Raw genomic sequence first — 23,253 nt, 5'->3', positions numbered from 1 at the left:
TCGCCATTTCCTTTGGCGACCGCCCGCGTTCTATCCGAAGCCCCGGAGAGGTAAGGCCGGCTCTTTCCGTCATCGAAAATCCGTATCGCCGCCCATCAGCCACCAGCGGTCACGCACCTCATCCGTTGTCGGTCCGGGCGACCAAACATTGGCGGGCACCCTCACATTCAGTGGCGTGATTTGACTGTCGGAACCGGTCAAATAATGGGCATGGCTGGCGGTGATCCAGCCAAAAAGCCTTTCACGCCCCGATATCCCGGCAAAACGCCGGGCCACGCTCAGCAAGGATTCGAACCGTTCGGGAGGGCCAAGCAGGTCTATCAGCTCGACGCCTTGTTCCTGCCGATCCCGCAGCACCACTAAACCCAGTGCTGCACGATCATGGCGGTTGCGTACCAGCAGCACGGTATATCGCACGGTCGGATGCCGCAAATAGCGGTAGCTGATAAAGGTCCAATCACGCACGCCCACAATGCTGTTTTGCATTGCAGCGGCCATGACGGCCCACAGCCGGTCCACTTCGTCCGCAGCGTCGTCGCTTACCGGGCGAGCGTAAACCCGCCAATCGGGCAATCCTCGTGCGGCCGGCCAGGCGATTTCGACCATTCGATCCACGGCCTCATACAAACCCAGTCGCTGCCCGAGATGCATGGCCTTCTCTTCCGGAAAACCGAAGCCCAGCAAATAGGGCCGGCCGTACCCGATACACAGCTCGAGATAAGTGGCCGCCGCCATTTGAAAAGGGCTTTTTTTTGTCAGCGCGCCCCGCTCTGAAGGGTGCACCATCACATCCCCGATTTGCACCGCCTTGACAGGTTGGCCGAGATAGTGGACCGGTCGGGGTATGCCGCCGTAGAACGCCACCATTCGATCATTGAGAAAAACGGCCGTGCCTATCGGGTCCGCGTCGGCGTATTTCCACGCCCAGAACTCGACCGGCATGCGGTAGCCGAATACGATGTCGAACAGCGCCATCCACCCCGGCTGCATGTCTTTGCGCGCCCAGCGCAGCTGCCATTTTGGCTGGCGAATCTTGAGCCAAAGATCCTTTTGCGGATCGTGTTTTAGTCCGAAGCGATCGGCGAGCGGTCCGGCCGTTTCCGGCAACGAAAGTCCGGCTGCCGCTTGCCCCGTCGAAAGGGGCTGTGCGGTTTGCACTAAAAGATCCAGCACATCATTCTGGAGCGGTTCCGGGCGACAGTCGCCCGGAATCCTCCAGTGGAAGCGCTTCGAGCTTTCCGGGGACAACAGAGGCCGATCTTTCGGTTGCAGTCGAGCCCAGTAATCCCCTTTGCCGAGCAAAGTCCATACTTCCGGCGGAATCCGGCAGGTCGAACCTTCCCCACTACGATAGGCAGCCGGAACGAAAAGAGGATGAGGGCTGATTTCCAGCACCCAGCCCGCACGCCATTCGCGAGGAACGGTAAACTCGACCGGATCGGCAACCTCGCCGAGGGACTCGCAGTCCGGCAAGCGCCACGCCGGGCGGCGGCGCTCGAGCCGGCGCCGCAACCCCGGCCAGGGACTTCGGGCAAAATGCTTGTAAAAATAGTACCGGCGCGACAGTCGGCTCAGGGCACCTTTGGCGGGCTCGCATCGCCAGGCATGCACGGCCGCCGCCGTGGGTAGCAGGTAAAGTTCAAAACCCGCCCGACGCAAACGCCTACACAGATCGGCGTCTTCGTAATACATGAAAAAAGCCGGATCGAACAAACCGCCGGCCGCCTCCAGGGCATGGCGACGCAACAATACGTGTCCTCCGGACAGCATCTTCTGCCGAATGGCCGTTTTGCCGTTCAGGCACGATAAGGCCCAGCGTCGAAATCGATGACCGACATATTTGCCAAGCGATGGCCATCGCAAAGCCAGGCTCAGGATCAATTCCGCCAGAGGCGACGGCATCTGCCCCGGCGGCAGCCGCCAGCGACAGGCGGAATCCCAGCAGCCGACCGGCGCCACCGCCGCCGCGGACGGCGTATTTTGAAGAAATATCAATAGCCGCGGCAAACAGCCGGGAACCACGAACGCATCGGGGTTGAGCAGGAAAATCCAAGGAGAGCGGGCTTGTTGCAAAGCCAGGTTGCAGGCCCGTCCGAAACCGATGTTGTGCGGGCTGACAATCAGTTTCACCCCGCTTGGCAGGGCGCGCTCGAGTGCGGCAATCTCGGCTGCGGATTCGCTGTTATCGACGACGATGACCTCGGCCTCCGCCATGTCGGCCAGTACGCTGGCAACGGCCCTGAGCGTGGATTCATGGCAGCGATAATTGACGATGACAGCCGAAATCATGCTTTCGACCGTACCAGTTGCCATCGGCGCGGAATTTGGAAAATGCCCTGCTCCAGCGATTCCTGCTCGACATCAACCCGGTATTGATGCGGGACGGCATCGTAAAAATGCAGCCCTTTTTCACATGTCAGATAAAAACTCAGGCTGTAACTGCCTTTCAGCAGCGGTAGGGCGGGAAAACGTACGCAAACCGATCCGTTACCCTGGTCATCCCGCTCGATCACGCCCGCTTCCAGAGAAATCGTGCTGGCAACCATGCGCCATTCGGCATTGTCGAAAGTCACGGCCAAAGCGGGCGCCGGCAGAGTGGGGTCCGAGCTGAAAACGGCTTCGACCGTCAACTCCGAAATTCCCGATCGAGCCGTCAATTGCCGGCCTTCCAGACCGTCGCAGGAGAGCTTTATGCGGGCAAATCGCGCGTGCCCGCGTATGGAGGAAGGCGGCGACATATCGGGAGAATATTTGGAACCGGAGCCCGGGTCGGCTAAAGTCGATTGATACGCCATGACCACTCTCTCCGGCTCACCATACGACTTCAACTGACCACGATCGAGCCAAATGGCCCGATTGCAAATGCTCTCGATCTGGTACATCGAATGCGAGCAAAACAATATGGTCACTCCCCGATCCTTCAACGCCATGATCCGGTCGAACGACTTGCGGGCAAAAGCGCCGTCTCCGACCGACAGCGCTTCGTCAATCACCAGGATATCCGGGTCCACGCTGGTCGCGATCGAAAACGCCAGCCGCACGTACATGCCGCTGGAATAAGTCTTGACCGGCTGGTCGGTAAAATCTCGGATGCCGGAAAACTCGACGATCTCCTCGTAGCGCGCGGCGATTTCCCGCGGGCTGAGCCCCAGAATGGCGGCGCTCATAAACACGTTCTCGCGGCCGCTGAATTCCGGATTGAAACCGGCGCCGAGCTCCAGCAGCGCGGCCACCCGGCCCTTCACCGAGACCTCTCCGCAGGTCGGCGTTAGCGTGCCGCACACCAGTTGCAGCAAGGTGGATTTGCCCGAACCGTTTGCGCCGATGATGCCCACCACTTCGCCCGGCCACACCTCGAAGCTGACGTCGCGCAAGGCCCAGAATTCGCGATAATACCGGCGTTTGCCTCCCGATAAAAACTGCTTCAGCCGATCGTGCGGCCGCGCATAAAGCTGATAACACTTGCCCAATTTCCGGACGCTGATCACAGGCTCAGAGGACATCGGCGGTTCCCCTGCACGTACTTTGGAGCCGGAGCAGCCCTCCCCACGCAACCAACGAGGCAATTACGGAATGAATCGCCAGGCCCCGCCGATCGGGCAGACTGCTCCAAGCCAGCACATCACGCGCCTGCTCGACGATGAAGGGGAGGTTCGAGGATATTTTTGAAAAGCCGGATCTTGTGAGATGCAAGACCATACCATCGTACAAATGGCTGCGATTATCTCACAGGGTAATAAAGCGTGCAGCCGGCGGCGACGTGATCGATCGGGACGGCCGGCTTCATGGAACAGTCATTTCAAGGCGTAGCCGTCGCGTCAGACTCAGGTCGGGGAGAAATCCAATCCGATCACTTTGCCGGATCCCCGATGCTTTTGGCATCGCCTTGAAAGGGCCGGTCCACGCACTACCCCGGTCTCGAGATATTTTTTACCTTTTGGTCGATAAGTACATTCACGGAGGCGGGCGGTTTTTTTGCGACAGATTTACAAGCTCGCCCTCTAACATAATAAGTCATCCTTTTAAACGCCCCACGTAGACCGCGGAGCCAACAAAGGCGCCGGTGCGCGCCGGGGCTCATATCCCCGGAAGCCGGTTCGACTCCGGCAGACCTTTTCCCGTACAAGCGGACGGAAGGTATCGACAGTCCACTTATCGGCTATATCGGCCGAATATGTCTTGAATGGCAGATATGCCGATTATTTGTTCCGAGACTCGAAGGCGATTCGAAAGAAACCGGGGATGCCGAGTGCCGGTACATCCCCCATACCGGCCGTGAATGGCCCGGCCAAATGCTCGCCGCACGAAGCGATCGGCGGAATCGTCCGTTCGCCTGATTCAAGGGCAGAAACTCGACACCCGGCGGCTGGTCCAAGTTTTGAAATCCGAGCGAAACCCGGCTCAATCGATGAAGGAGGATGTATACCGCGCATAAACGAAAAGCGGGCAACCGGATCGGCAAATACATAGCGCCCGGTTTATCAACATGGAATAAAGGAATGCATGGAAGTCGCGGTTTATTTTTTACAGGAGGTTTTCTCATGAGAATCTACAGGTTTTTCTCAAAACACCACGCCGGCTTTCCCATTGTCTGCTCGATGATTATGGGATTGTTCGGTTGCGCCGGAAATCCGCCGATCAATACGATTGCGTCAGCGGATACGGCGCTCACTCAGGCGATGACGGTAAACGCCTCGGAGCACGCTCCGGAGGAGATACAGCGCGCCCTGGAAAAACTCAGCCGCGCCAAGCAAGCGCTGGCCGATGAGGAATACGAAGACGCCCGCCGCCTGGCCAAGGAGGCCCGGGTCGACGCCCGCGCGGCGGAAGCCAAAGCCCGTTCGGAAAACGCCCGCCAGATGGCGCAGCAAACCCAGAAAATCATCGAAGCCCTACGCCGCGAGGCCGTAACCAAAGGCCAAAGCGCCGGCGCCATGAATCCATGACAGGAGGCATCGCTATGTTAAGGATCGACAATGACCGCCGTTATCCACGGGCAGTTCAGTGCCTGTCATTAGCTGTAATGGCGTTGTGCGCGGGTTGCGCCACCGCACCCAACCCGGCCTTGGAGAGCGCGCGCGCGGCTTATTCAGCGGCCCAGCAAGATACGGACATCGCCAAAAACGCGCCGGTCGCACTCGCAGAAGCGGGCCAAACGCTGCGCAAAGCGGAAAACTCCTGTGACGAGGATGAAACCACCCATCTGTCCTACATCGCCCAAAGAGAGGTGGAAATCGCCCGATCCGAGGCCGAAACCCGAAAAGCCGAGGCCGAAACCCGGAAGCTTCTCGGCGAACGCGAGCAATTGGTTCTGCAACAGGAGCTGAGCACGCTTAAATCCTGGCAGACCGGACGCACTCTGGGCGATGTGCTGTTCGCATCCAACACAGCCGAACTCAAACCGGGCGCTCAGGAACAGCTTTATCAATTGGTGAATGTTCTTAAAGAACGTCCGGATCAGAATGTCCTCATCGAAGGACACACCGACAACCGCGGATCGGAGTCCTACAACGAAAAGCTCTCTTTGCGCCGTGCGCAAGCCGTGCAGGACTTCTTGATTCGGAACGGCATCAGCCCGGATCGCATCGTGGCTCGCGGGGTCGGCGAGGCTTATCCGGTGGCTTCGAACGATACGAACGCCGGGCGATTGCAAAACCGGCGCGTAGAAATTTCTTTATCGGCATCCGGCAGCCCGGTTACCGAGAGAGGTCAGTGATACGGCCGGACGATGAGGCCGAACGGAAACCGCTTTGCCGGATAGCCGCCGTCCGCGGCTAACGGTCGGATGGGGCGAAGGCGGCTGATAGCGCCGAAAAAAGGACTTTTATGCGCCCTGGGAGCCGATGCCGGTCTCGTCATGGCATTGGCGCGCCGGATCGGGTCTGGTCGGCTGCCGGAAACCCGAACGAGTTCTTCGAAAACTGGGAGATGGCGGCGGGGATGATTCTCATGGCGTCCGTATTCGACTGAGCGGCCGCGCCGGCAACGGACTTTCGGGTTACATCGTGTGTGTCGGCCGTTGCGACTCCAGCGCGCCAGCCAGGTAATTTTCGATTCGAGCACGGGTGGTTCCGCCGTCCTCATCGCTGAATTGCACGCCGATGCCGGCGGCACGATAGCCTTCCGCACCATTGGGCGTGATCCAGATGATTTTGCCGGCTACCGGAATACGCTCGGGCTCGTCCATGAGATTCAGCAGCATGAACACTTCTTCGCCCAACTGATACGCCCGGCTGGTCGGGATAAACAGCCCGCCGTTCTTGACGAACGGCATATAGGCGGAATACAGGACATTTTTGTCCCGGATCGTCAGAGACAGGATGCCTTGGCGTAACTTGTTTTCGTTGGCGCTCATGATGGTCTCCGGTCCGATGGCGGCGAATGTCCGAGTTCGGCCCAATGGATCAACAGCTCCTCGAGGAGCAACTGGAGGTTGGCCTGGCCGTTCAACGCCCGTTTCGCCCGCAACAGCGCATCAAGGAATTCGAACAGGCTTCTCAAGTGTAGTCGGCCGGCCAGCGCCTGCAAGCCCTCGCGCAAATCGGGGTTGTCCAGGTGCGGGCAATCCGGCAAGCTGCGCAGGCGGATCAAGTCCATCGTCCACGAAATCAACCAGCCGATCCGTTCCTCATAAGCCAGAGCCGACCACCGCTCGGCAAGAGAGATCGGCTCCTGGCGCCGAAACACCACGTCGACGCAGTCCGAAAAGGCCGCCCGGCGCCGCTCCGCGACGTCCGAACCGGCGAGCGCCAACGCCTTTAACGGAGAGCGCCTCGCCGCTGCCAACAACACGTCCGCGGCTTCGCCGGCTCCTTGCGCCTCCAGCCATCGAGTGGCTGCCGCATGGTCCGGAAGCGGGATCGGCAAACGCTGGCAGCGGCTGAAAATGGTCGCCGGCAGCGCCGAGGGGGTATCGGTCAGCAGTAGCATCACCGTGTTTTCTCCCGGTTCTTCGAGAGTTTTCAGAAGGGCATTGGCAGAGCTGATATTCAGTTGATGAGCCGAGCCAAAAACGATGATGCGATAACCGCCATACTGCGGCTTGAGCGCAAGATTCGCGATCAGGTGCCGAACCGCGTCCACGGCAATGGGTTTACCCCGCTCCACCGGCTCTATCTTCAAGAAATCCGGGTGGGTTCCGGCAAGAAATAACCGGCATCCGGCACACTCGCCGCAGGCAAAGGCGTCCGGATTCTTGCACAGCAGCTTTTGGGCGAAAGTTTCCGCCAGACGGGTTTTTCCTATGCCGTCGGCTCCGTGAATCAGCAAGGCTTGCGGCAGCCTCTGGGCGACCAGATAAGCGTCGAGCTTTTGCCAGGGCTCGTCGAGCCAGGGATAGAGAATGCCGCCCGCTGCCGTGCTCATCGGGATAGGCGCAACGAGTCCAAATGCCGTGCGATTTCCGCCTGCACCTCGGCGAGCGGTCGGGTCGCGTCGAGCAGCTTGATGCGTCGGGGCCATCGTCTGGCCAAATCGCGATAGGTTTCCCTAACCCGGGACATGAAAGCCGGCAGCTCGGTCTCGAAGCGGTCGAGCCGTCCTCGTTTTTGGGCCCGTTTGAGGCCGGTCTCGACCGGGGCGTCGAGCAGCAGGGTGAGATCGGGTTCGAGCCCTTTCTGCAACCACGCTTCGAGAAACCGGATCACGGCGGCGTCGATGCCGCGGCCGCCGCCCTGGTACGCATAACTGGCATCGGTGAATCGGTCGCACACGACCCAGATGCCTTCGGCCAAAGCAGGCTCGATGACTTCTTCGATGTGCTGGGCGCGAGCGGCGAACATTAATAAGAGCTCGGTCTGGGCCGTCATGCCCTGGGAATCGATCACCAATCGACGAATGACCTCGCCGATGGGGGTTCCGCCGGGTTCGCGGGTGACGAGGCATCGGGCTCCGCGGGTTTGCAAATAGTCCCGGATAAACTCGAGATTGGTGGATTTGCCCACGCCCTCCCCGCCTTCGAGAGTGATAAATTGTCCCCTGGATCTAGTCATGTCGGCGTTTTTGGAATTGTTCGACCGCGCGCTGATGCTCTTCCAGACTATTGGAAAAAACGTGCGTGCCGTCCCCGCGAGCGACGAAGTACAAGCTGCCTCCGCTATCCGGATGCAGGGCCGCGCGGATCGAATCGCGGCCGGGCATGGCAATGGGCGTCGGCGGCAACCCGGAACGGGTATAAGTGTTGTAAGGCGTGTCTTTCAGCAAGTCTTCCTTCCGGATGTCTCCCGTGAACCGGTCGCCCAAGCCGTAAATGACCGTCGGATCCGTTTGCAGCAACATGCCTTTGGCCAGGCGCCGGATGAATACGCCGGCGACGAGAGGGCGCTCATCGGCACGGGCCGTTTCTTTTTCCACGATGGAAGCCATGATCAAAGACTCATAAGGCGTCATGTAGGGAATTCCGTCGGCGCGGCCGGCCCATTCTTCGTTGAGTACCGCTTGCATTTTCCGGTAGGCCCGTTTGAGAAGCTCGACATCCGGGGTTCCCTTGGTTATGAAATAAGTATCCGGATAGAAACGGCCTTCCGGATATTCGCCGGGTGCCCCGATCATCTGCATGATCTCTTCGGGAGTCTTGCCCGCAGCGCGTTTTTTGAGCGGAGCGCATTGCTCCAGCGCCGTCAAAATTTGCCCGAATGTCCATCCTTCCACAAGGGTGACCGGATACTGGCGGACTTTGCCGGCGACAAACATCGCCAAAAGTCCCCGCAGCGTCGTCTCCGGGGGAATTTCGTACTCGCCGTATTTCAAGCGTCGGGCCGAACCGTCCGCGTACGCGCGAAGCCTGAACCATATCGGGCGGGTCACGATCCCCTGCGCGTGGAGTTCGTCCGCAATGCGCGCCAGGCTGTCGCCCTTGGCAATCTCGAAATACGCGGTATTCCGCAGCCCTAACGGACGGTCCAGCGTTTCTCGATAATCCATCCATAACCATCCCATCAGGAAACTGACGGCGATGACGACAACGCCCGTTAGCCGCTGCACGCGGCGGCCAACTCTCCTTCCACCTTCATCCTGAGCCATCGGTCAATCTCTTGTGTAACCGTCCCTACACCGTACGTTCGATGCTCGCACCGGTTGACGGGCCATAATTCGATCGCGCAATTCGTTAAAAATACCTCGTCGGCGGCGTAAAGTTCCTCGAGCGTGATACGGGACTCCGCGACGGCGACGCCGCGCTCCAGAGCCGTCCCGATCGTTATGCTCCGCATCACGCCGGCGACGCCGCAGCGGTCGATCTTCGGCGTGTACAGCGCGCCGTTCTTGACAAGAAAGACGTTGCTCATCGTGCCTTCGACGACATAGCCTTCCGCATCCAGCATGATGCCTTCTCGAATCTCCTCGGCCGTCCACTCGGCGCGGGCGAGGATCTGCTCCAGACGATTCATGTGCTTGATGCCGGCCAGCCTGGGATTGATCCCCAATCGGCTCGCGCAAAGCCGAACCTCGACGCCGTTTTTCCGTAGCTCGGGCGGATAATCGGGCGACGGGTACAGACTCAGGACCCGAGTCACCTGAATGGGGCTCGGCAATCGGTAACCGCGCCCTCCGATTCCCCGGCTGATTTGTATCTTCAGCACCCCGTCCGGCTGCTCGGCGCACAATGTGCGCACGTCGGACTTCAAACATTCGGCGCCGGGAAAAGGAATGAGAAGTTTCTGACAATCGCGTTCAAGGCGGGCCAGGTGAAAAGATAAAAACAAGGGTACGCCCCGACGGACAGGCATCGTGGTAAATGTTCCGTCTCCGTATTGGAATCCACGGTCGGCCAAATCCACACAACGCGTCGCTTGGCCGTTAACGAGAGCCGTCATACACACCGAACGCCACTTCATCACCTTATCGGCAAGCCGAAAGAACCAAAGGCTAAGATAACAAAAAGCACGCTCACGCGTGCCGTACGAGTCTGTCTACCCCTCTCGCGAGGGGTGTATCGATTAAACGGAATCAGCCGTATTTCTTGAAAATCAAGGTGCCGTTCGTTCCGCCGAAGCCGAAAGAGTTCGACACGACGATGTCCAGCTTCGTCTGACGCGCGGTATGGGGAACGTAATCGAGATCGCACTCCGGATCCGGGTTGTCCAGGTTGATCGTCGGCGGAATGACCTGATCCCTGAGCGCCAGTACCGAGAATATGGCCTCGATGCCGCCGGCGGCGCCCAGCATGTGGCCGGTCATGGATTTGGTCGAACTGACTGCGGTTTTGTAGGCGTGATTTCCGAGCACCGCTTTGACCGCCCTGGTTTCCGCGATATCGCCGGCTGGCGTCGAAGTTCCGTGAGCGTTGATGTAATCGATTTGATCGGCGTTGATACCGGCATCGCGCAAGGCATTGCGCATGCAGCGAGCCGCCCCTTCGCCGCCTTCCGGCGGCTGGGTCATATGGTAAGCGTCGGCACTCATGCCATAACCGATCAATTCGGCGTAAATTTTCGCCCCACGCCGCTTGGCATGCTCCAGTTCTTCCAACACCAGAACCCCGGCGCCGTCGCTCAATACGAAACCGTCCCGGTCTTTATCCCAGGGGCGACTGGCGTGTAGCGGATCGTCGTTGCGGCGGGACAAGGCGCGCGCCGATGCGAATCCGCCCAACGAGGTCGGCGAGGTCGCCATTTCGGCGCCGCCGGCAATCATGACATCCGCATCGCCGTATTGAATCACACGGGCGGCCTCGCCGATGTTATGGGTGCCCGTCGTGCAAGCCGTGACGATGGCGAAATTCGGACCTTTCAATCCGTACTTGATGGATACGTTGCCCGAAATCATGTTGATGATATTGCTGGGCACAAAGAATGGCGAGATTTTCCGGGGGCCGCCCTTCAAGAAGGCGTTGTGTCCGTTCTCGATCCCCGTGATACCGCCGATGCCGGAACCGATGGCAACACCGATCCGCTCGGAATTTTCTTCGGTTACCTCCAAGCCGGAGTCTTCGAACGCATCGCAACCCGCAGCAAGCCCGTAATGGATAAAAATATCCATTTTCTTGGCTTCTTTTTCGGGGATATACCGGGTGATATCGAATCCCCTGACGCTACCGCCGAAGCGGGTCGAGAAATCGGAAACGTCGAAATGCTCGATAGGCGCGATACCGCTCTTGCCTTCAAGCACGTTTCCCCAGGAATCACTCGCCGTCAAACCGACGGGCGACACTGCGCCCAATCCGGTAACGACCACGCGCCTTTTACTCAATATTTATTCCTTAGCGGGATGGAAATTGACAAAAAACGGACTGCCCCGCCGAGCGAAAAACCTTGCGGGGCAGCAGAATCAAATCAGATGTGGCTTTCGATGTAGTCGATCGCTTGTTGGACAGTGGTGATCTTTTCCGCGTCTTCGTCGGGGATCTCACATTCGAATTCTTCTTCCAAGGCCATCACCAGTTCGACCGTGTCCAGGGAATCGGCGCCGAGGTCATCGACGAAAGAAGCTTCGTTGGAGACTTCTTCTTTTACGCCCAATTGCTCAGCCACGATTTTCTTAACACGCTCTGCTACATCACTCATCGTTTTATATCCTCAGCTGTTTTCTCTAGTTTTAGTGAGTCGGGAAATTTTAATTTGAAACCGGGTGAATACAAGACTTTTCTCTAAAAACCATGCTTCGGTTGCCTAAATTCCTGACATCGAGCCCGTTACCCGGAGTACGGCACGGGATCATGCCATATGCATACCGCCATTTACATGTATGGTTTCGCCCGTGATGTACGCGGCGTCGCCCGAGCATAAAAAGGCCACGACACCCGCCACCTCATCGGCAAACCCTAATCTCGCCAAAGGAATGTTGTCCAGCAGCGCTTTACGGTTTTCTTCGGGCAGCGCGCGCGTCATGTCGGTATCGATGAATCCCGGCGCCACGGCATTGACGGTGATGTTCCGCGAACCGACCTCTCTGGCAAGCGATTTGGTGAAACCGATGATGCCGGCCTTGGCCGCCGCATAATTGGTTTGTCCCGCATTTCCCATCGCTCCGACGACGGAGGTAATGTTGACCATGCGCCCTTCCCGGGCTTTCATCATCCCGCGCAAAGCGGCTTTACACGTGCGGTAAACGGATGACAGGTTGGTCCGAATGATATCGTCCCATTCCTCGTCTTTCATTCGCATGAGCAAATTGTCCCGCGTTATCCCGGCGTTGTTGATCAAAATAAGCGGAGCACCGAACTCTTCGTTCACGGCTTTGAAGAATTGCTCGACCGAATCGGGATCGGATACGTCCAGTACCATGCCTCTGCCGCGAAATCCGCCCTCGGCCAGAGCGGCGGAAATGGCGCTAGCACCGGACTCGCTGGTCGCCGTCCCTACGACAGTATGGCCGTCTTTCGCCAGGCGCAACGCTATGGCACGACCGATACCGCGACTGGCCCCGGTTACAACAGCGACTTTAGACATCATTGAACAAGCTCCAACGCTTTAACTAAAGAATCCGGATCGAAAACCGCTTCGGTTCTACAGGACGAGACGATTCGCTTATTCAGGCCGCTCAGGACACGGCCGGGACCGCACTCGACAAAACGACTGACGCCCTGTTGCGACATGAATAGGATGGAATCGGCCCAGCGAACGGGGCTGTGCAGTTGTTTTTCCAAAACCGCTCGAATCACCTCGGGCGCTGGATGGGACGCCACGTCCACGTTATGCAGCACCGAAATCCGGGGAGTTTCGACCGCCGTGACCGACAGCGTTTCCCTGAATTTCTCGGCGGCGCCCATCATCAGCGGACAGTGCGACGGCACGCTGACCGGCAAAAGAACGGCTCGTTTGGCTCCTTCCGCCTTTCCCAATTCGATGGCCCGCGTCACCGCAAGCTTGTGGCCGGCAATCACGATTTGCCCGGGCGCGTTGAAATTGGCGGGTGCGACAATCTCCGCTCCGGACGAGGCCTTGCCGCAGACATCTACGACCTGGACATCGCTCAATCCCAAAATAGCCGCCATCGCGCCGGTATCGGCAGGCACCGCCTCCTGCATCAATCGTCCGCGTTCGGCCACAAGCCGAATCGCATCTTCAAAAATCAAGGCACCCGAACAAATCAAGGCTGCATATTCGCCCAAACTGTGGCCGGCCATCCAACCCGGCCTTACCGGCGTCTGCTTGATCCACACCCGCCATGCCGCGACGTCGGCGGCGAGCATCGCCGGCTGGGTACACTGCGTCAGATTAAGTTTTTCTTCCGGGCCGTTCTGCACCAAATCCCATAAATCATAGCCCAGCACGCCGGAAGCGGCCTGAAAAGTGGACTCCACTTCGGGATGGGCCTTAGCCAGCTCCGACAGCATCCCTACGGATTGGGAGCCTTGCCCCGGAAAAATGAATGCCAAACCGTCGTCGACGAGTTCCGTAGACATAAATCTCCCCTTAATACCGGATCAGGGCCGAGCCCCACGCAAAACCGCCGCCGAAAGCCTCCATCAAAACCATATGGCCCCGCCGAATCCGGCCGTCTCGCACCGCTTCGTTCAAAGCGAGCGGCACCGAGGCCGCCGAGGTGTTGCCTTGATTTTCGATGGTCATTACCACGCGATCCATCGGCATGTGCAGTTTTTTTGCCGTGGCGGCAATGATGCGGATATTCGCTTGATGAGGCACGAGCCAATCGATATCCGACTTCTGCAAATCGTTGGCGGCCAGAGTCTCGTCCACAATGCGCCCCAAGGTATTGACGGCGATCTTGAATACTTCGTTGCCTTGCATCTTCAGGAAGCGCTCATCTCCGTCGCCTCCCGCACCATTCGGATTAGGGACGTACAGCAGATCCTGGTATTGCCCGTCGGAATGAATGTGCGTGCTCACGATTCCCGGCTCATCCGCTGCGTCGAGCACGACGGCGCCGGCACCGTCGCCGAAAAGGATGCACGTTCCGCGATCCGTCCAATCGACGATGCGCGAGGTTACTTCGCTCCCTGCGACGAGAACCCGCCGGGCGGCGCCCGCCCTGACATACTGATCAGCGATGCTGAGAGCATATATGAACCCGGAACATGCCGCCTGAACATCGAATGCGGCGCAATTGCGGATACCGAGCCGCTGCTGCAACAGGCAAGCGGTGCTTGGAAAAACTCGATCCGGCGTACACGTCGCGACGATAATGAGATCGACCGTTGCCGGCTCGATTTGTGCCGCCTCCAGTGCCTGGCGAGCGGCGTACTCCGCCATGCTGGAGGCCGTCTCGTGCTTCCCCGCGATGCGGCGCTCGCGAATACCGGTCCGTTCGACGATCCAGGCATCCGAGGTGTCGACGGTCTGGGCGATTTGTTCGTTGGTAAGAATGGTTTCGGGGAGATAACCGCCGGTTCCTAAAATCCGAGAGTACCGTCTCACGCGGTCTTCCTCTCGGCGAAAATTTCCGCTATCCGCTCGCCGATACGCGTTGGAACGGCCTTTTCCGTCTCTTTGACTGCGATGCCGATGGCATTGGCGAATGCCAAGCGGTCGGCATTGCCATGACTCTTAATCACGATGCCGCGCAACCCCAGAAGGCTGGCACCATTGTAGCGCCTGTGATCAAACTGTCTTTTAAAGGAGTGGAGCACCGGCATGGCCGCCAAACCGGCCAGTTTGGTAAAAATATTTCTGCCGAATGCCTGCTTAATCGAATGATTGATCATTTTGGCAAGCCCCTCGCTGGTTTTAAGCGCCACATTGCCGACAAAGCCGTCGGTCACGACAATATCCACATTTCCCGAGTAGAGGTCGTTTCCTTCGACGTAGCCGATAAAATTAATGTGGGTGCCCGCCAATAATTTGGCTGCTTCCTTGACCTGTTCATTGCCCTTGATCTCTTCTTCGCCGATATTCAACAATCCCACCCGCGGGTGCTCCTTATCCTCGACGGCCCGCACGAGCTCGTAGCCCATCACGGCGAATTGATAGAGATGTTCGGCCGAGCAATCCACATTGGCTCCGAGATCGAGCACATGCGTGTGCCCTCCCATCGACGGCACGGCAGAGATGATGGCCGGACGATCGATCCCGGGTATCGTCTTGAGAACGAATTTTGCGATCGCCATCAGGGCCCCGGTGTTTCCGGCGCTCACACAGGCATCCGCCACGCCCTCCTTGACGAGGTCGATGGCGACTCGCATGGACGAATCCTTTTTGTTGCGAAGCGCCTTCGCCGGAGATTCGCACATTTCCACCGACTCGGAGGCGTGTTGAATTCGAATACGGTCGCCGAAACGGCTCAACGCCGACCCCAAATGGTGGCGCAGCACGGTTTCATCGCCCACAAATATCAGGTTCAGGCGAGGATTGCTTTCGGCGCTGTCCAGAGCCGCCGGAACGATCACGGCAGGGCCGTGATCGCCGCCCATGGCATCCAAAGCGATGGTCGGCTTCTTACTCATAGTTAGTGTTTAGTCAATCGAGCCGCAAATCCAGCGGAAATAATGACAGGGAGCCATCGATTCCGGCTCCGCGCGTCGACCAGGGAATCAGAGCTATTCTTCGCTCGACTCTTCCTTGCTGGCGACCACCTTGCGCCCGCGATAATACCCATCCGGGCTAACGTGGTGCCGAAGATGGGTTTCGCCCGTGGTGGGCTCGATGGAAAGCGCGCTGGCTCTCAGAGCGTCGTGCGAACGACGCATGCCTCGCTTGGAACGCGTTTTACGATTTTGTTGTACGGCCATTTAAAAAGCTCCTATCGTCGAATAGTTTTCAGTTGCGCCAACACGGCGAAAGGATTCTCGCGCGAATCCGCATCAGTTTCCATCTTAGGCAAAGTGCAATGGGAATGCTGAGGAATCGAGGGAATTGCCAGAAGCAATTCGTCCGCCACGATATCCGCCAAATTAACTACGCCCGTTTCATCGATAAGCAAAGGCTCAAGCGGTTCCGACAATAAATTACTCTCACCGATGGAACTCACGACGCCCAGATGCACCTCGCTGCGTACCGGCCAATCCAACGGCTCCAGGCAACGTTGGCACTCCAGCTTGAGATCGGCCTCCACCCGCCCGGAAACGATTGCGCACCGACCTTCCCTTCTAAATTCAAGATCAACTCTCGCCTCGCCCTCATCATTCAATACCATGTCCCGTATACGAGACATCTTGTTCAAAGGTATCGATCCGACGATCCGTCGCTTCTTTTCCGCGAACTCCAATGGATCGATCAAATCAGGCAAATGGTCGAGCATAATCTTGCAATGATATCGAGAAATATCAAAAGCTGTCAAAATCGCTTCTTTATCGCTTTTGACCGCTCAAATATTTATTTGAATCCGACGCCATGACAAAAATTGTCCTAGCCTCCGGCTCCGCCTATCGTCAAGATTTGTTGAGAAAGCTCGGACTTCGATTTGACTCCGTTTCTCCCGGGATCCCGGAAACGCCTAAAACCGATGAAAAGCCGGATTGTCTGGCGTTGCGTCTGGCGAAAGAAAAAGCCTCCGCGCTGGCGCCCCGCTTCCCGGACAGCCTGATCATCGGCTCCGATCAAGTCGCCGTCCTGAACGGAAAACAATTAACCAAACCGATGACCCGTGATAACACCATTCGGCAGCTCCGCGCGTCTTCCGGCCGATGCGTCACGTTTTACACCGCCATCTGCGTTCTAAACACCGCCACGGGAGAAATGAAAGCCGACATCGACCGCTGCTCGGTCTGCTTTCGAATATTAACCGACGGGGAAATCGAACGTTACGTAGACCGGGAGCAGCCTTTCGACTGTGCCGGAGGATTCAAGTCCGAGGGTTTGGGCATCGTGCTGTTCGAACGCTTCGAAGGCGAAGATCCTAACGGGCTGATCGGGCTCCCGCTCATTCGGCTCACTCGCCTGCTTAAAAGCTTCGGAATCGCGGTGATCTGAATCAATGTCTCACGTAAACGTCCGGCATAAACAAGGCGGCCGTGTCGTTAAATTTTTCGGCCGCTTTAAACATTACGCTTACGATTTGGGACTCCTCCAGACGGATGGTCGCGGCGACGCCGTCCGGAATCGCCGCAAGCGCGTCGTCAATCGGAAAGCCGAGCAATGATACGGTTTTCAGTTGGTTGGCAAGATATAACAGACAGGCTTCCAAACGATACGCCTCGGCCCGGCCGGGATTCAAATGGCAACGAATCGATTCCTGTAACGCTAAAGGCATTTTCCAGGCCTTGGCCAGCTCCCCGCCGGTCTCGGCATAAGTAAAGCCGAGCAGACTCTTTTCCAGCCCCGGGACCAGACGATCATCGCCGGCAGCCGCCAAAAGGATTTCCCGCGCCTTGTCCGGCAAGCGCATATAGATGATCAGCGCGCCGATGCGATGCAATAGCCCGGCAACGAACAAGCGCTCGCTATGCAAGACGGAAGCTTCCTTGGCCAGCAGACGCGCTATCTCGCCGCAATAGAGGCTGTTCAGCCAGAAATCGGTCATATTGACCAGACAAGTCGGAATTTTACGAAATTCCTGAATGACCGTAGTTGTCAGCGCCAAGCTGTAAAGCGCATCGGCGCCGACCAATCCGACCGCACGAGTAATGGTGTCGATGCGCCTCGACAAACCGTAATACGGGCTATTGACTATTTTCAGCAAACGCGCGGTAAGGGAGGGGTCCTGGGCAATCGCCTCGGCAACCTCCCCCACCTTAAAATCTTCGCGCTCGAGGATTGTCGCGATGCGCATGACGGAAGTCGGCGGGGATGCCAGCAGCGGCGCGCCCATGACCAGGGTTGCCGGCGTTTCGGTTACGGGCATCAGTTCAAACGGTTGTAGTAATTGAGAACCCGAGCCACATACTCCTGGGTTTCTTGAAAGGGAGGAACTTTATTTCCGTATTTGATGACGTTGTTTTCCCCGGCGTTGTATGCCGCGACAGCCAATCGAACGTCGGATCGAAACATGTCGATCAGCTCGCTCAGGTACTTCGCGCCGCCTTCTATATTTTCGCCAGGATCATAGCGGTCGCGAACGCCGTAGCGAGCCGCCGTTTCCGGCATGAGCTGCATCAGGCCGACAGCGCCTTTTCTGGATACCGCTCCGGGATTGTAGGAGGATTCGGCACGGATCACGGCGTGCAGCAGCGCCGGATCGAGGCTGTACTTGCTGGCTGCCGCATCGATCAAGGATGCGAATTGCCTGCGATTTTTCTCGAAAAGTCCGGACGGCCATTTTTTTGGTGCCGAATAGAATGAAAATGCGGCAGGCGTGGCGATGATCCGGCGATAGCCCGAGTGCTTCGGATTATCCGTGTAAAAAACATGTCCGGAGCTATCCACGTATTTGTAAACATCGGCACTGGCCATGCCGGGACAAAGAACGGACAGAAATGCCAGCGAACGTTTTATTTTAGATGGTTTGAACATCGTTTTCCGCCTGTTGATCCTCGCCGAATCGACAAACGGAAGTTTTACACGAATCTGTTTTTTTGCAACTCGACGGTTGTTTCGTTCACGCCCTCAAAGCTCGGACCGGCGATACAAAATCGCTTCGCTTTTGGTTCTGCACAGATGTCTAACCCGGCAAAGGCTTGATCAGACCCGCCGCCGTTCTCGCCCGCTCTCGGGCTTCGTCGATGGAGCGGCCGGCCGCTAAAGCCACGCCGACGCGCCGGCGCGGATACGAAATCGGCTTGCCGAACAGCCGGATTTCGGTTTCCGGAACGGCTAGCGCCGCGTCCACCCCTTCAAATGCGATACCCTCGCCTTCGATCTGACCGTAAATCACGGCGCTGGCTCCCGGATTGCGGAGGCTGGTCGAAACGGGAAATCCCAGCACGGCTCGGGCATGCAATTCGAATTCGCTCTGCGCCTGAGTCGCCATGGTCACCATGCCCGTATCGTGAGGTCTCGGACTGACTTCGCTGAACCAAATCCGATCGCCTTTAACGAACAGCTCGACGCCGAAAACGCCGCGACCGCCCAGGTTATCCGTCACCGCCTTCGCGATACGCCTGGCTTCGCTTAAAGCGGCCTCGCTCATGGGCTGCGGCTGCCAACTTTCCACATAGTCCCCGAGTTCCTGCCGATGGCCGATCGGTTCGCAAAAATGGGTTTCCACTCCGGTGCGGCCATCGCTGGCCCGCACCGTAAGCAAGGTGATTTCGTAGTCGAAATCCACTCTGCCCTCGACGATGATCTTGGCATCCTTGACTCTCCCGCCCGTCTGCGCATATTCCCAAGCCTTTTCCAAATCGGCATCGCTCCGCAGCAAGGACTGGCCTTTCCCCGAAGACGACATCACGGGCTTGACGAAGCAGGGATAACCGACGGTTTGAGCCGCCTTCCTCAGCGAGTCCAGAGAGTCGGCAAACGCATACGGGGACGTCGGCAAACCCAGATCTTCCGCAGCCAGACGCCGAATTCCCTCGCGATTCATGGTCAAGCGAACGGCGCGCGCCGTAGGAACCACCACCGACGCGCCGGCCTGCTCGATTTCGGCCAAAGCCTCCGTGGCGATCGCCTCGATTTCCGGCACGATGATATGCGGCTTTTCCATCTCCACCAGCCGTTTCACGGCGTCTCTATCGGTCATGTCGATCACGTGGGCGCAATGAGACACGTGCTGGGCCGGAGCATTGGGATAACGATCCACGGCCACGACTTCGACGCCATAGCGTTGCAAGGCGATGGCGACTTCTTTGCCGAGCTCGCCGCTACCGAGAAGCATGATGCGAGTGGCGCTATGCGTGAGTGCAGTACCGATTTTCATGATGAACTCCTATCGATGAAGGATGTCGAGAATTTAGACGGTTTCGGAATCCCGCTGATTGCCGCAGCAACCTCAAAAATCCGTGCCGCCTCGCAATCCTCCTCCGCCCCTCGGATCGGTAAGATTCCGCTCGACCACGCGCACCAATGACGCCGCATCGAGCCTAGAGATACGCTCTCATGCTCACCGATTCGGTGCGTTTCGGAGGGGGCGCATATGCACATACGCCGAGAACAAGCTCACCGCTTTGCACCGAGCGTCTTCCAGGCTTCCTCCAGCCTCTTCGCCGACACCGGATAAGGCGTCTTCAGTGCCTGAGCGAACAGGGATACACGGAACTCTTCCAGGCGCCAGCGGAAGTCGTCGCGCTCCGGGGCGATCCGGCCGTTCGCCGCTCTCACGGCCTTCCAATAACGCTCTTGGAATGGCTCGATTTCCTTGAACTGCTTCAGGTCCCGCAACGGGTCCTGGGCGGCTTTTTCGAGTCGGTTCAGCACGGCCTTGAGATAGCGCGGCATTTCCCTGATCCGGGCGTACGGTGTCGTGGTCCAGAAGCCGGCATAGATCAGCAGGGTCAGTTGCTCCTGCATGTCCGCCTTGGCCGGCCCCGCCCGGCAGGCTTTCAGCTTGGCCTGGACGTCGCCGTAGAGTTGGAGCAGCGTCTGCGCGGTCCTGGCCATCTCGTCGGCCTTGAGCACCAGTTCGGTCCGGTGCGCCTTGAGCCGCGCTTCGAATTGCTGCGCGCTGCGGATGTCCGGCTGGCCTTCCAGGAACAGCGCACCCATGAGTCGATCCAGCAGGTCTTCCCTCAGGTCGCGGCCGGGTTTCAGATCGGGATATAAAAACGGATGGCTCTGGAGTTGTTTATAGAGAAGCTCGGCCTGGGCGTTCACCGCCAGATTTTTCTTGAGGTATTTGAGCTCCTTCACTAAAAACAATCGGAACAACCGGGCCAATCCCAACTCCTGCTGCCGGGCCGCTTCTTCCGGGGTATCGAATACCCGTACACCCACCGTCTCGCCTTCATCGACCACTGCCGGGAAACCGTAGACGGTCTGGCCGTCGTGTTGCCCGTCGAAGCATTGCGGCAGCTCGCCAAAACTCCATTCCCGACAACTCGAGTACAGATATGCCTGCCGGGCCAACTGCTGGAAATTCTTGCCGGCTTCGGCGGAGTGGCGGGTTTTGAGTTCCTGCAAATCGCGGGAACGGTCGACGACGGCGTTGAATTCGTCCACCACGGCGAAATTCATGCGAAGGTGGGCCGGCAACACCTCTTCCCGGAAAGCATCCTGGGACAAGGCGATGCCGCCGGTCTTCTTCAGCGCCGAGGCAAGCTGGGCGTACAGCGAGCCCCGCCCGATATCCAGCATGGGCAACACCCGCTCGGCGTGATCCGGCACCGGCACGAAATGGATGCGATAGGTCTTGGGCAGAGACTTGATGAGAGCGACGATCTTCTCCCTGAGCAGACCCGGCACCAGCCAGCGGAACGGCTCCGGGTCGAGCTGGTTCAAGAGATGCAGTGGCACGATGGCGGTGACGCCGTCCTCCTCGTGTCCCGGTTCGAAGCGGTATTGCAACTGAAAGCGCAACGGCCCCGCCTGAAAGTGGTCGGGAAAGTTTTTCGCATCCAGCGAGGCGTCCTCCTTGGCGGTGACGTCGGCCCGGCCGAGTTTGAGAATGTCGGGTTTGCGCGCCTCCGCCGCCTTGCGCCAGCGCTCGAAGGTCACGCCGTTCACCACGTCCTCGGGGATGCGCTCGTCGAACCAGCGGAACAGCCAGTCCTCATCCACCAGGAGGTCCGCGCGCCGCCCCTTTTGCTGGAGATAATCCGCCTCTTCCAGAAGCTTCAGATTATGCAGGAAGAACGGCCCCTTGCTGTCGTAGTCCATGTGCACCAGGGCGTGGCGGATGAACATTTCCCGCGCTTCCTTGGGATTGATCTTGTCATAGGGAATCTTGCGCCCGGCCTGGATGGTAAGTCCGAACAGCAGGGTGCGCTCGTACACCGCCGCCCGTGCCGCCTTGCGCTCCCAGTGCGGATCGTAGTGCTGCCGCTTGACCAGATGAGCGCCCACCTTCTCGATCCATTCCGGCTCGATTTTGGCTACGGTGCGTGCGTAGACCTTGCTCGTTTCCACCTGCTCGGCGGACATGATCCATTTCGGTTTCGGCTTGAACAGGAAAGAGCCGGGATGAATGAACAGCTTGGCGCCGCGCGCCCCGACGTATTCGTTTTGCTCCTGCTTCAGGCTGACGTTCGACAAAAGGCCGGACAGCAGCGCGCGGTGGATTTCGCCGTATTCGCCCGGCGCCTGGTTCAGCTTCAAATCCAGCTCGCCCTTGACCACTTCCATGATCTGGCCGTGGATGTCGCGCCATTCCGTCATCCGTACATAGGACAGAAAACCGTCCCGGCACCACTGCCGCAACTTGGATTTCGACAGATGTTTCTTCTGCTCCTCGAATTCGTTCCAGAGCTTCAGGAAAGACAGAAAATCCGAATTCTCGTCGCGGAAACGGGCGTGCTTCTGGTCCGCATACATAGACTGGTCGGCGGGACGCTCGCGAGGATCGGGCACGCTCAGAGCGGCGACGATGATGGCGATCTCGTTCAGGCAATGCTCCTCCGCCCCGGCCAACAGTATCCGCCCGAGCCTCGGATCCACCGGCAACTTGGCGAGCTTGCGGCCGATGTCGGTGATCTGCCCGCGTTCGTCCAGGGCATTGACCTCCTGCAAGGTCCGGAGGCCGTCGCGAATCAGTCTTTCGTCGGGCGGCTCCACAAACGGGAAGCGTGAAATATCCCCCAGTTTGAGGGCGTGCATTTGCAGGATGACCGCCGCCAGGTTGGTACGAAGGATTTCCGGATCGGTGAATTCGGAGCGGTTGAGGTAATCCTGTTCGGAATACAGCCGGATAGCAATGCCGGGTCCGATGCGCCCGCAACGGCCGGAACGCTGGTTGGCCGAAGCGCGGGACACTTTCTCGATGGGCAGGCGTTGCAGCTTGCTGCGATGGCTGTATCGACTGATGCGGGCGTAGCCGGTGTCGATGACCGAACGGATGCCGGGCACGGTGAGAGAAGTTTCCGCGACGTTGGTCGCCAGCACGATGCGGCGCACGCCCGAGGGCTTGAACACTCGTTCCTGCTCGGACTGCGACAGGCGAGAATACAGCGGCAGGATTTCGCATTTCGAAGGATGGTGCTTGCGCAGCGATTCGGCGGTTTCGCGGATTTCCCGCTCGCCGCTCAGAAAAATCAGGATATCGCCGGGCTGTTCCCGCCATAACTCGTCCACGGCGTTGAGAATCGCCATCTGCTCGGCGCGATCGGTCTCGTCGCCTTCATCGACTTCCACCGGTCGGTAGCGAATGTCTACCGGATAGGTACGACCGGACACATTGATGATCGGCGCATTGCCGAAATGCCGGGAAAACCGCTCCGGATCGATGGTGGCGGAGGTAATCACGAGCTTGAAATCGGGACGCCTGGGCAACAGCCACTTGAGATAGCCCAGCAGGAAATCGATGTTGAGGCTGCGTTCATGGGCCTCGTCGACGATCAGGGTATCGTACTGATCGAGAAAACGATCATGCTGGGTTTCCGCCAGCAGAATA

The 23,253-nt window shown here is 58.4% G+C and carries 22 protein-coding genes (1 of these 22 cut by a window edge); 3 read left to right on the top strand and 19 right to left on the bottom strand.

The genetic code is table 11. From position 1 onward, the window contains the following. Positions 1 to 69: 69 nt before the first annotated feature. Both ACWJKU_RS02990 and ACWJKU_RS02985 read right to left on the bottom strand, forming a co-directional pair. Positions 70 to 2,289 carry a GNAT family N-acetyltransferase gene (locus ACWJKU_RS02990; protein WP_454145619.1) on the bottom strand — a complete coding sequence of 740 codons (2,220 nt, stop codon included), beginning with the start codon at positions 2,287 to 2,289 and terminating at the stop codon, positions 70 to 72. Beyond that, positions 2,286 to 3,503, bottom strand: coding sequence for an ABC transporter ATP-binding protein (locus ACWJKU_RS02985; protein ID WP_454145617.1), 1,218 nt, complete (start codon positions 3,501 to 3,503; stop codon positions 2,286 to 2,288). The genes ACWJKU_RS02990 and ACWJKU_RS02985 overlap by 4 nt, the downstream gene beginning before the upstream one ends. Positions 3,504 to 4,541: 1,038 nt before the next feature. Here ACWJKU_RS02985 and ACWJKU_RS02980 point away from each other — a divergent pair. Beyond that, on the top strand, positions 4,542 to 4,946 hold the full coding sequence (locus tag ACWJKU_RS02980; RefSeq protein ID WP_454145615.1) for a DUF4398 domain-containing protein: 405 nt from the start codon (positions 4,542 to 4,544) through the stop codon (positions 4,944 to 4,946). Between the two features lie 14 nt (positions 4,947 to 4,960). After that, the gene (locus ACWJKU_RS02975) at positions 4,961 to 5,716 is read left to right on the top strand and encodes an OmpA family protein (RefSeq protein WP_454145613.1); all 756 of its coding nucleotides are present in this window, start codon (positions 4,961 to 4,963) and stop codon (positions 5,714 to 5,716) included. 282 nt (positions 5,717 to 5,998) lie between these two features. Here the strand turns inward: ACWJKU_RS02975 and ACWJKU_RS02970 are convergent, their stop codons facing one another. The 13 genes from ACWJKU_RS02970 to ACWJKU_RS02910 form a co-directional block, all read right to left on the bottom strand. Beyond that, on the bottom strand, positions 5,999 to 6,355 hold the full coding sequence (locus ACWJKU_RS02970; protein ID WP_454145611.1) for a PilZ domain-containing protein: 357 nt from the start codon (positions 6,353 to 6,355) through the stop codon (positions 5,999 to 6,001). Continuing rightward, positions 6,352 to 7,365, bottom strand: coding sequence for a DNA polymerase III subunit delta' (locus ACWJKU_RS02965; RefSeq protein ID WP_454145609.1), 1,014 nt, complete (start codon positions 7,363 to 7,365; stop codon positions 6,352 to 6,354). The genes ACWJKU_RS02970 and ACWJKU_RS02965 overlap by 4 nt, the downstream gene beginning before the upstream one ends. After that, the gene (gene tmk, locus ACWJKU_RS02960; RefSeq protein ID WP_454145607.1) at positions 7,362 to 7,991 is read right to left on the bottom strand and encodes a dTMP kinase; all 630 of its coding nucleotides are present in this window, start codon (positions 7,989 to 7,991) and stop codon (positions 7,362 to 7,364) included. Before tmk ends, ACWJKU_RS02965 begins: the two co-directional genes overlap by 4 nt. Then, positions 7,984 to 8,982: an endolytic transglycosylase MltG gene (gene mltG, locus ACWJKU_RS02955; RefSeq protein ID WP_454145605.1), complete on the bottom strand. Its 999-nt coding sequence runs from the start codon at positions 8,980 to 8,982 to the stop codon at positions 7,984 to 7,986. Before mltG ends, tmk begins: the two co-directional genes overlap by 8 nt. Further along, positions 8,970 to 9,812: an aminodeoxychorismate lyase gene (gene pabC, locus ACWJKU_RS02950; RefSeq protein WP_454145603.1), complete on the bottom strand. Its 843-nt coding sequence runs from the start codon at positions 9,810 to 9,812 to the stop codon at positions 8,970 to 8,972. Before pabC ends, mltG begins: the two co-directional genes overlap by 13 nt. Positions 9,813 to 9,945: 133 nt before the next feature. After that, the gene (gene fabF, locus ACWJKU_RS02945) at positions 9,946 to 11,187 is read right to left on the bottom strand and encodes a beta-ketoacyl-ACP synthase II (protein ID WP_454145601.1); all 1,242 of its coding nucleotides are present in this window, start codon (positions 11,185 to 11,187) and stop codon (positions 9,946 to 9,948) included. 83 nt (positions 11,188 to 11,270) lie between these two features. Next, positions 11,271 to 11,501, bottom strand: a complete 231-nt coding sequence (gene acpP / locus ACWJKU_RS02940; RefSeq protein ID WP_026609307.1) for an acyl carrier protein — start codon at positions 11,499 to 11,501, stop codon at positions 11,271 to 11,273. 150 nt (positions 11,502 to 11,651) lie between these two features. Further along, entirely contained in the window at positions 11,652 to 12,389 is a 738-nt protein-coding gene (fabG, locus tag ACWJKU_RS02935; protein ID WP_454145599.1) for a 3-oxoacyl-ACP reductase FabG, read from the bottom strand. Beyond that, complete coding sequence (gene fabD, locus ACWJKU_RS02930; protein ID WP_454145597.1) at positions 12,386 to 13,342, bottom strand: ACP S-malonyltransferase; 957 nt, start codon at positions 13,340 to 13,342, stop codon at positions 12,386 to 12,388. The genes fabG and fabD overlap by 4 nt, the downstream gene beginning before the upstream one ends. A 10-nt stretch (positions 13,343 to 13,352) precedes the next feature. Beyond that, positions 13,353 to 14,315 carry a beta-ketoacyl-ACP synthase III gene (locus ACWJKU_RS02925; RefSeq protein ID WP_454145595.1) on the bottom strand — a complete coding sequence of 321 codons (963 nt, stop codon included), beginning with the start codon at positions 14,313 to 14,315 and terminating at the stop codon, positions 13,353 to 13,355. Further along, on the bottom strand, positions 14,312 to 15,340 hold the full coding sequence (plsX, locus tag ACWJKU_RS02920) for a phosphate acyltransferase PlsX (RefSeq protein WP_454145593.1): 1,029 nt from the start codon (positions 15,338 to 15,340) through the stop codon (positions 14,312 to 14,314). Before plsX ends, ACWJKU_RS02925 begins: the two co-directional genes overlap by 4 nt. Before the next feature lie 93 nt (positions 15,341 to 15,433). Beyond that, positions 15,434 to 15,625, bottom strand: coding sequence for a 50S ribosomal protein L32 (rpmF, locus tag ACWJKU_RS02915; protein WP_454145591.1), 192 nt, complete (start codon positions 15,623 to 15,625; stop codon positions 15,434 to 15,436). 11 nt (positions 15,626 to 15,636) lie between these two features. Next, entirely contained in the window at positions 15,637 to 16,173 is a 537-nt protein-coding gene (locus tag ACWJKU_RS02910; protein WP_454145589.1) for a YceD family protein, read from the bottom strand. Between the two features lie 53 nt (positions 16,174 to 16,226). Here ACWJKU_RS02910 and ACWJKU_RS02905 point away from each other — a divergent pair, with 53 nt between their 5' ends. Further along, on the top strand, positions 16,227 to 16,805 hold the full coding sequence (locus tag ACWJKU_RS02905; RefSeq protein WP_454145587.1) for a Maf family protein: 579 nt from the start codon (positions 16,227 to 16,229) through the stop codon (positions 16,803 to 16,805). Between the two features lies 1 nt (position 16,806). Here the strand turns inward: ACWJKU_RS02905 and ACWJKU_RS02900 are convergent, their stop codons facing one another. From ACWJKU_RS02900 to hrpA, 4 genes are all read right to left on the bottom strand, one after another. Further along, complete coding sequence (locus tag ACWJKU_RS02900) at positions 16,807 to 17,676, bottom strand: HDOD domain-containing protein (RefSeq protein ID WP_454145585.1); 870 nt, start codon at positions 17,674 to 17,676, stop codon at positions 16,807 to 16,809. Further along, positions 17,676 to 18,284: a lytic transglycosylase domain-containing protein gene (locus ACWJKU_RS02895; protein ID WP_454145583.1), complete on the bottom strand. Its 609-nt coding sequence runs from the start codon at positions 18,282 to 18,284 to the stop codon at positions 17,676 to 17,678. Before ACWJKU_RS02895 ends, ACWJKU_RS02900 begins: the two co-directional genes overlap by 1 nt. 148 nt (positions 18,285 to 18,432) lie before the next feature. Then, complete coding sequence (gene purT, locus ACWJKU_RS02890) at positions 18,433 to 19,629, bottom strand: formate-dependent phosphoribosylglycinamide formyltransferase (RefSeq protein ID WP_454145581.1); 1,197 nt, start codon at positions 19,627 to 19,629, stop codon at positions 18,433 to 18,435. 239 nt (positions 19,630 to 19,868) lie between these two features. Next, on the bottom strand, positions 19,869 to 23,253 hold the 3' portion of the coding sequence (hrpA, locus tag ACWJKU_RS02885) for an ATP-dependent RNA helicase HrpA (protein WP_454148019.1). 518 nt of this gene lie beyond the right edge of the window; only the last 3,385 of its 3,903 coding nucleotides appear in the window; the start codon falls outside the window, past its right edge — the gene reads right to left on this strand; its stop codon occupies positions 19,869 to 19,871.

This window comes from Methylocaldum sp. MU1018 (assembly GCF_053646775.1).
Note: the sequence above shows the minus strand (reverse complement) of the source record. Positions and strands in the feature narration are given on the sequence as shown.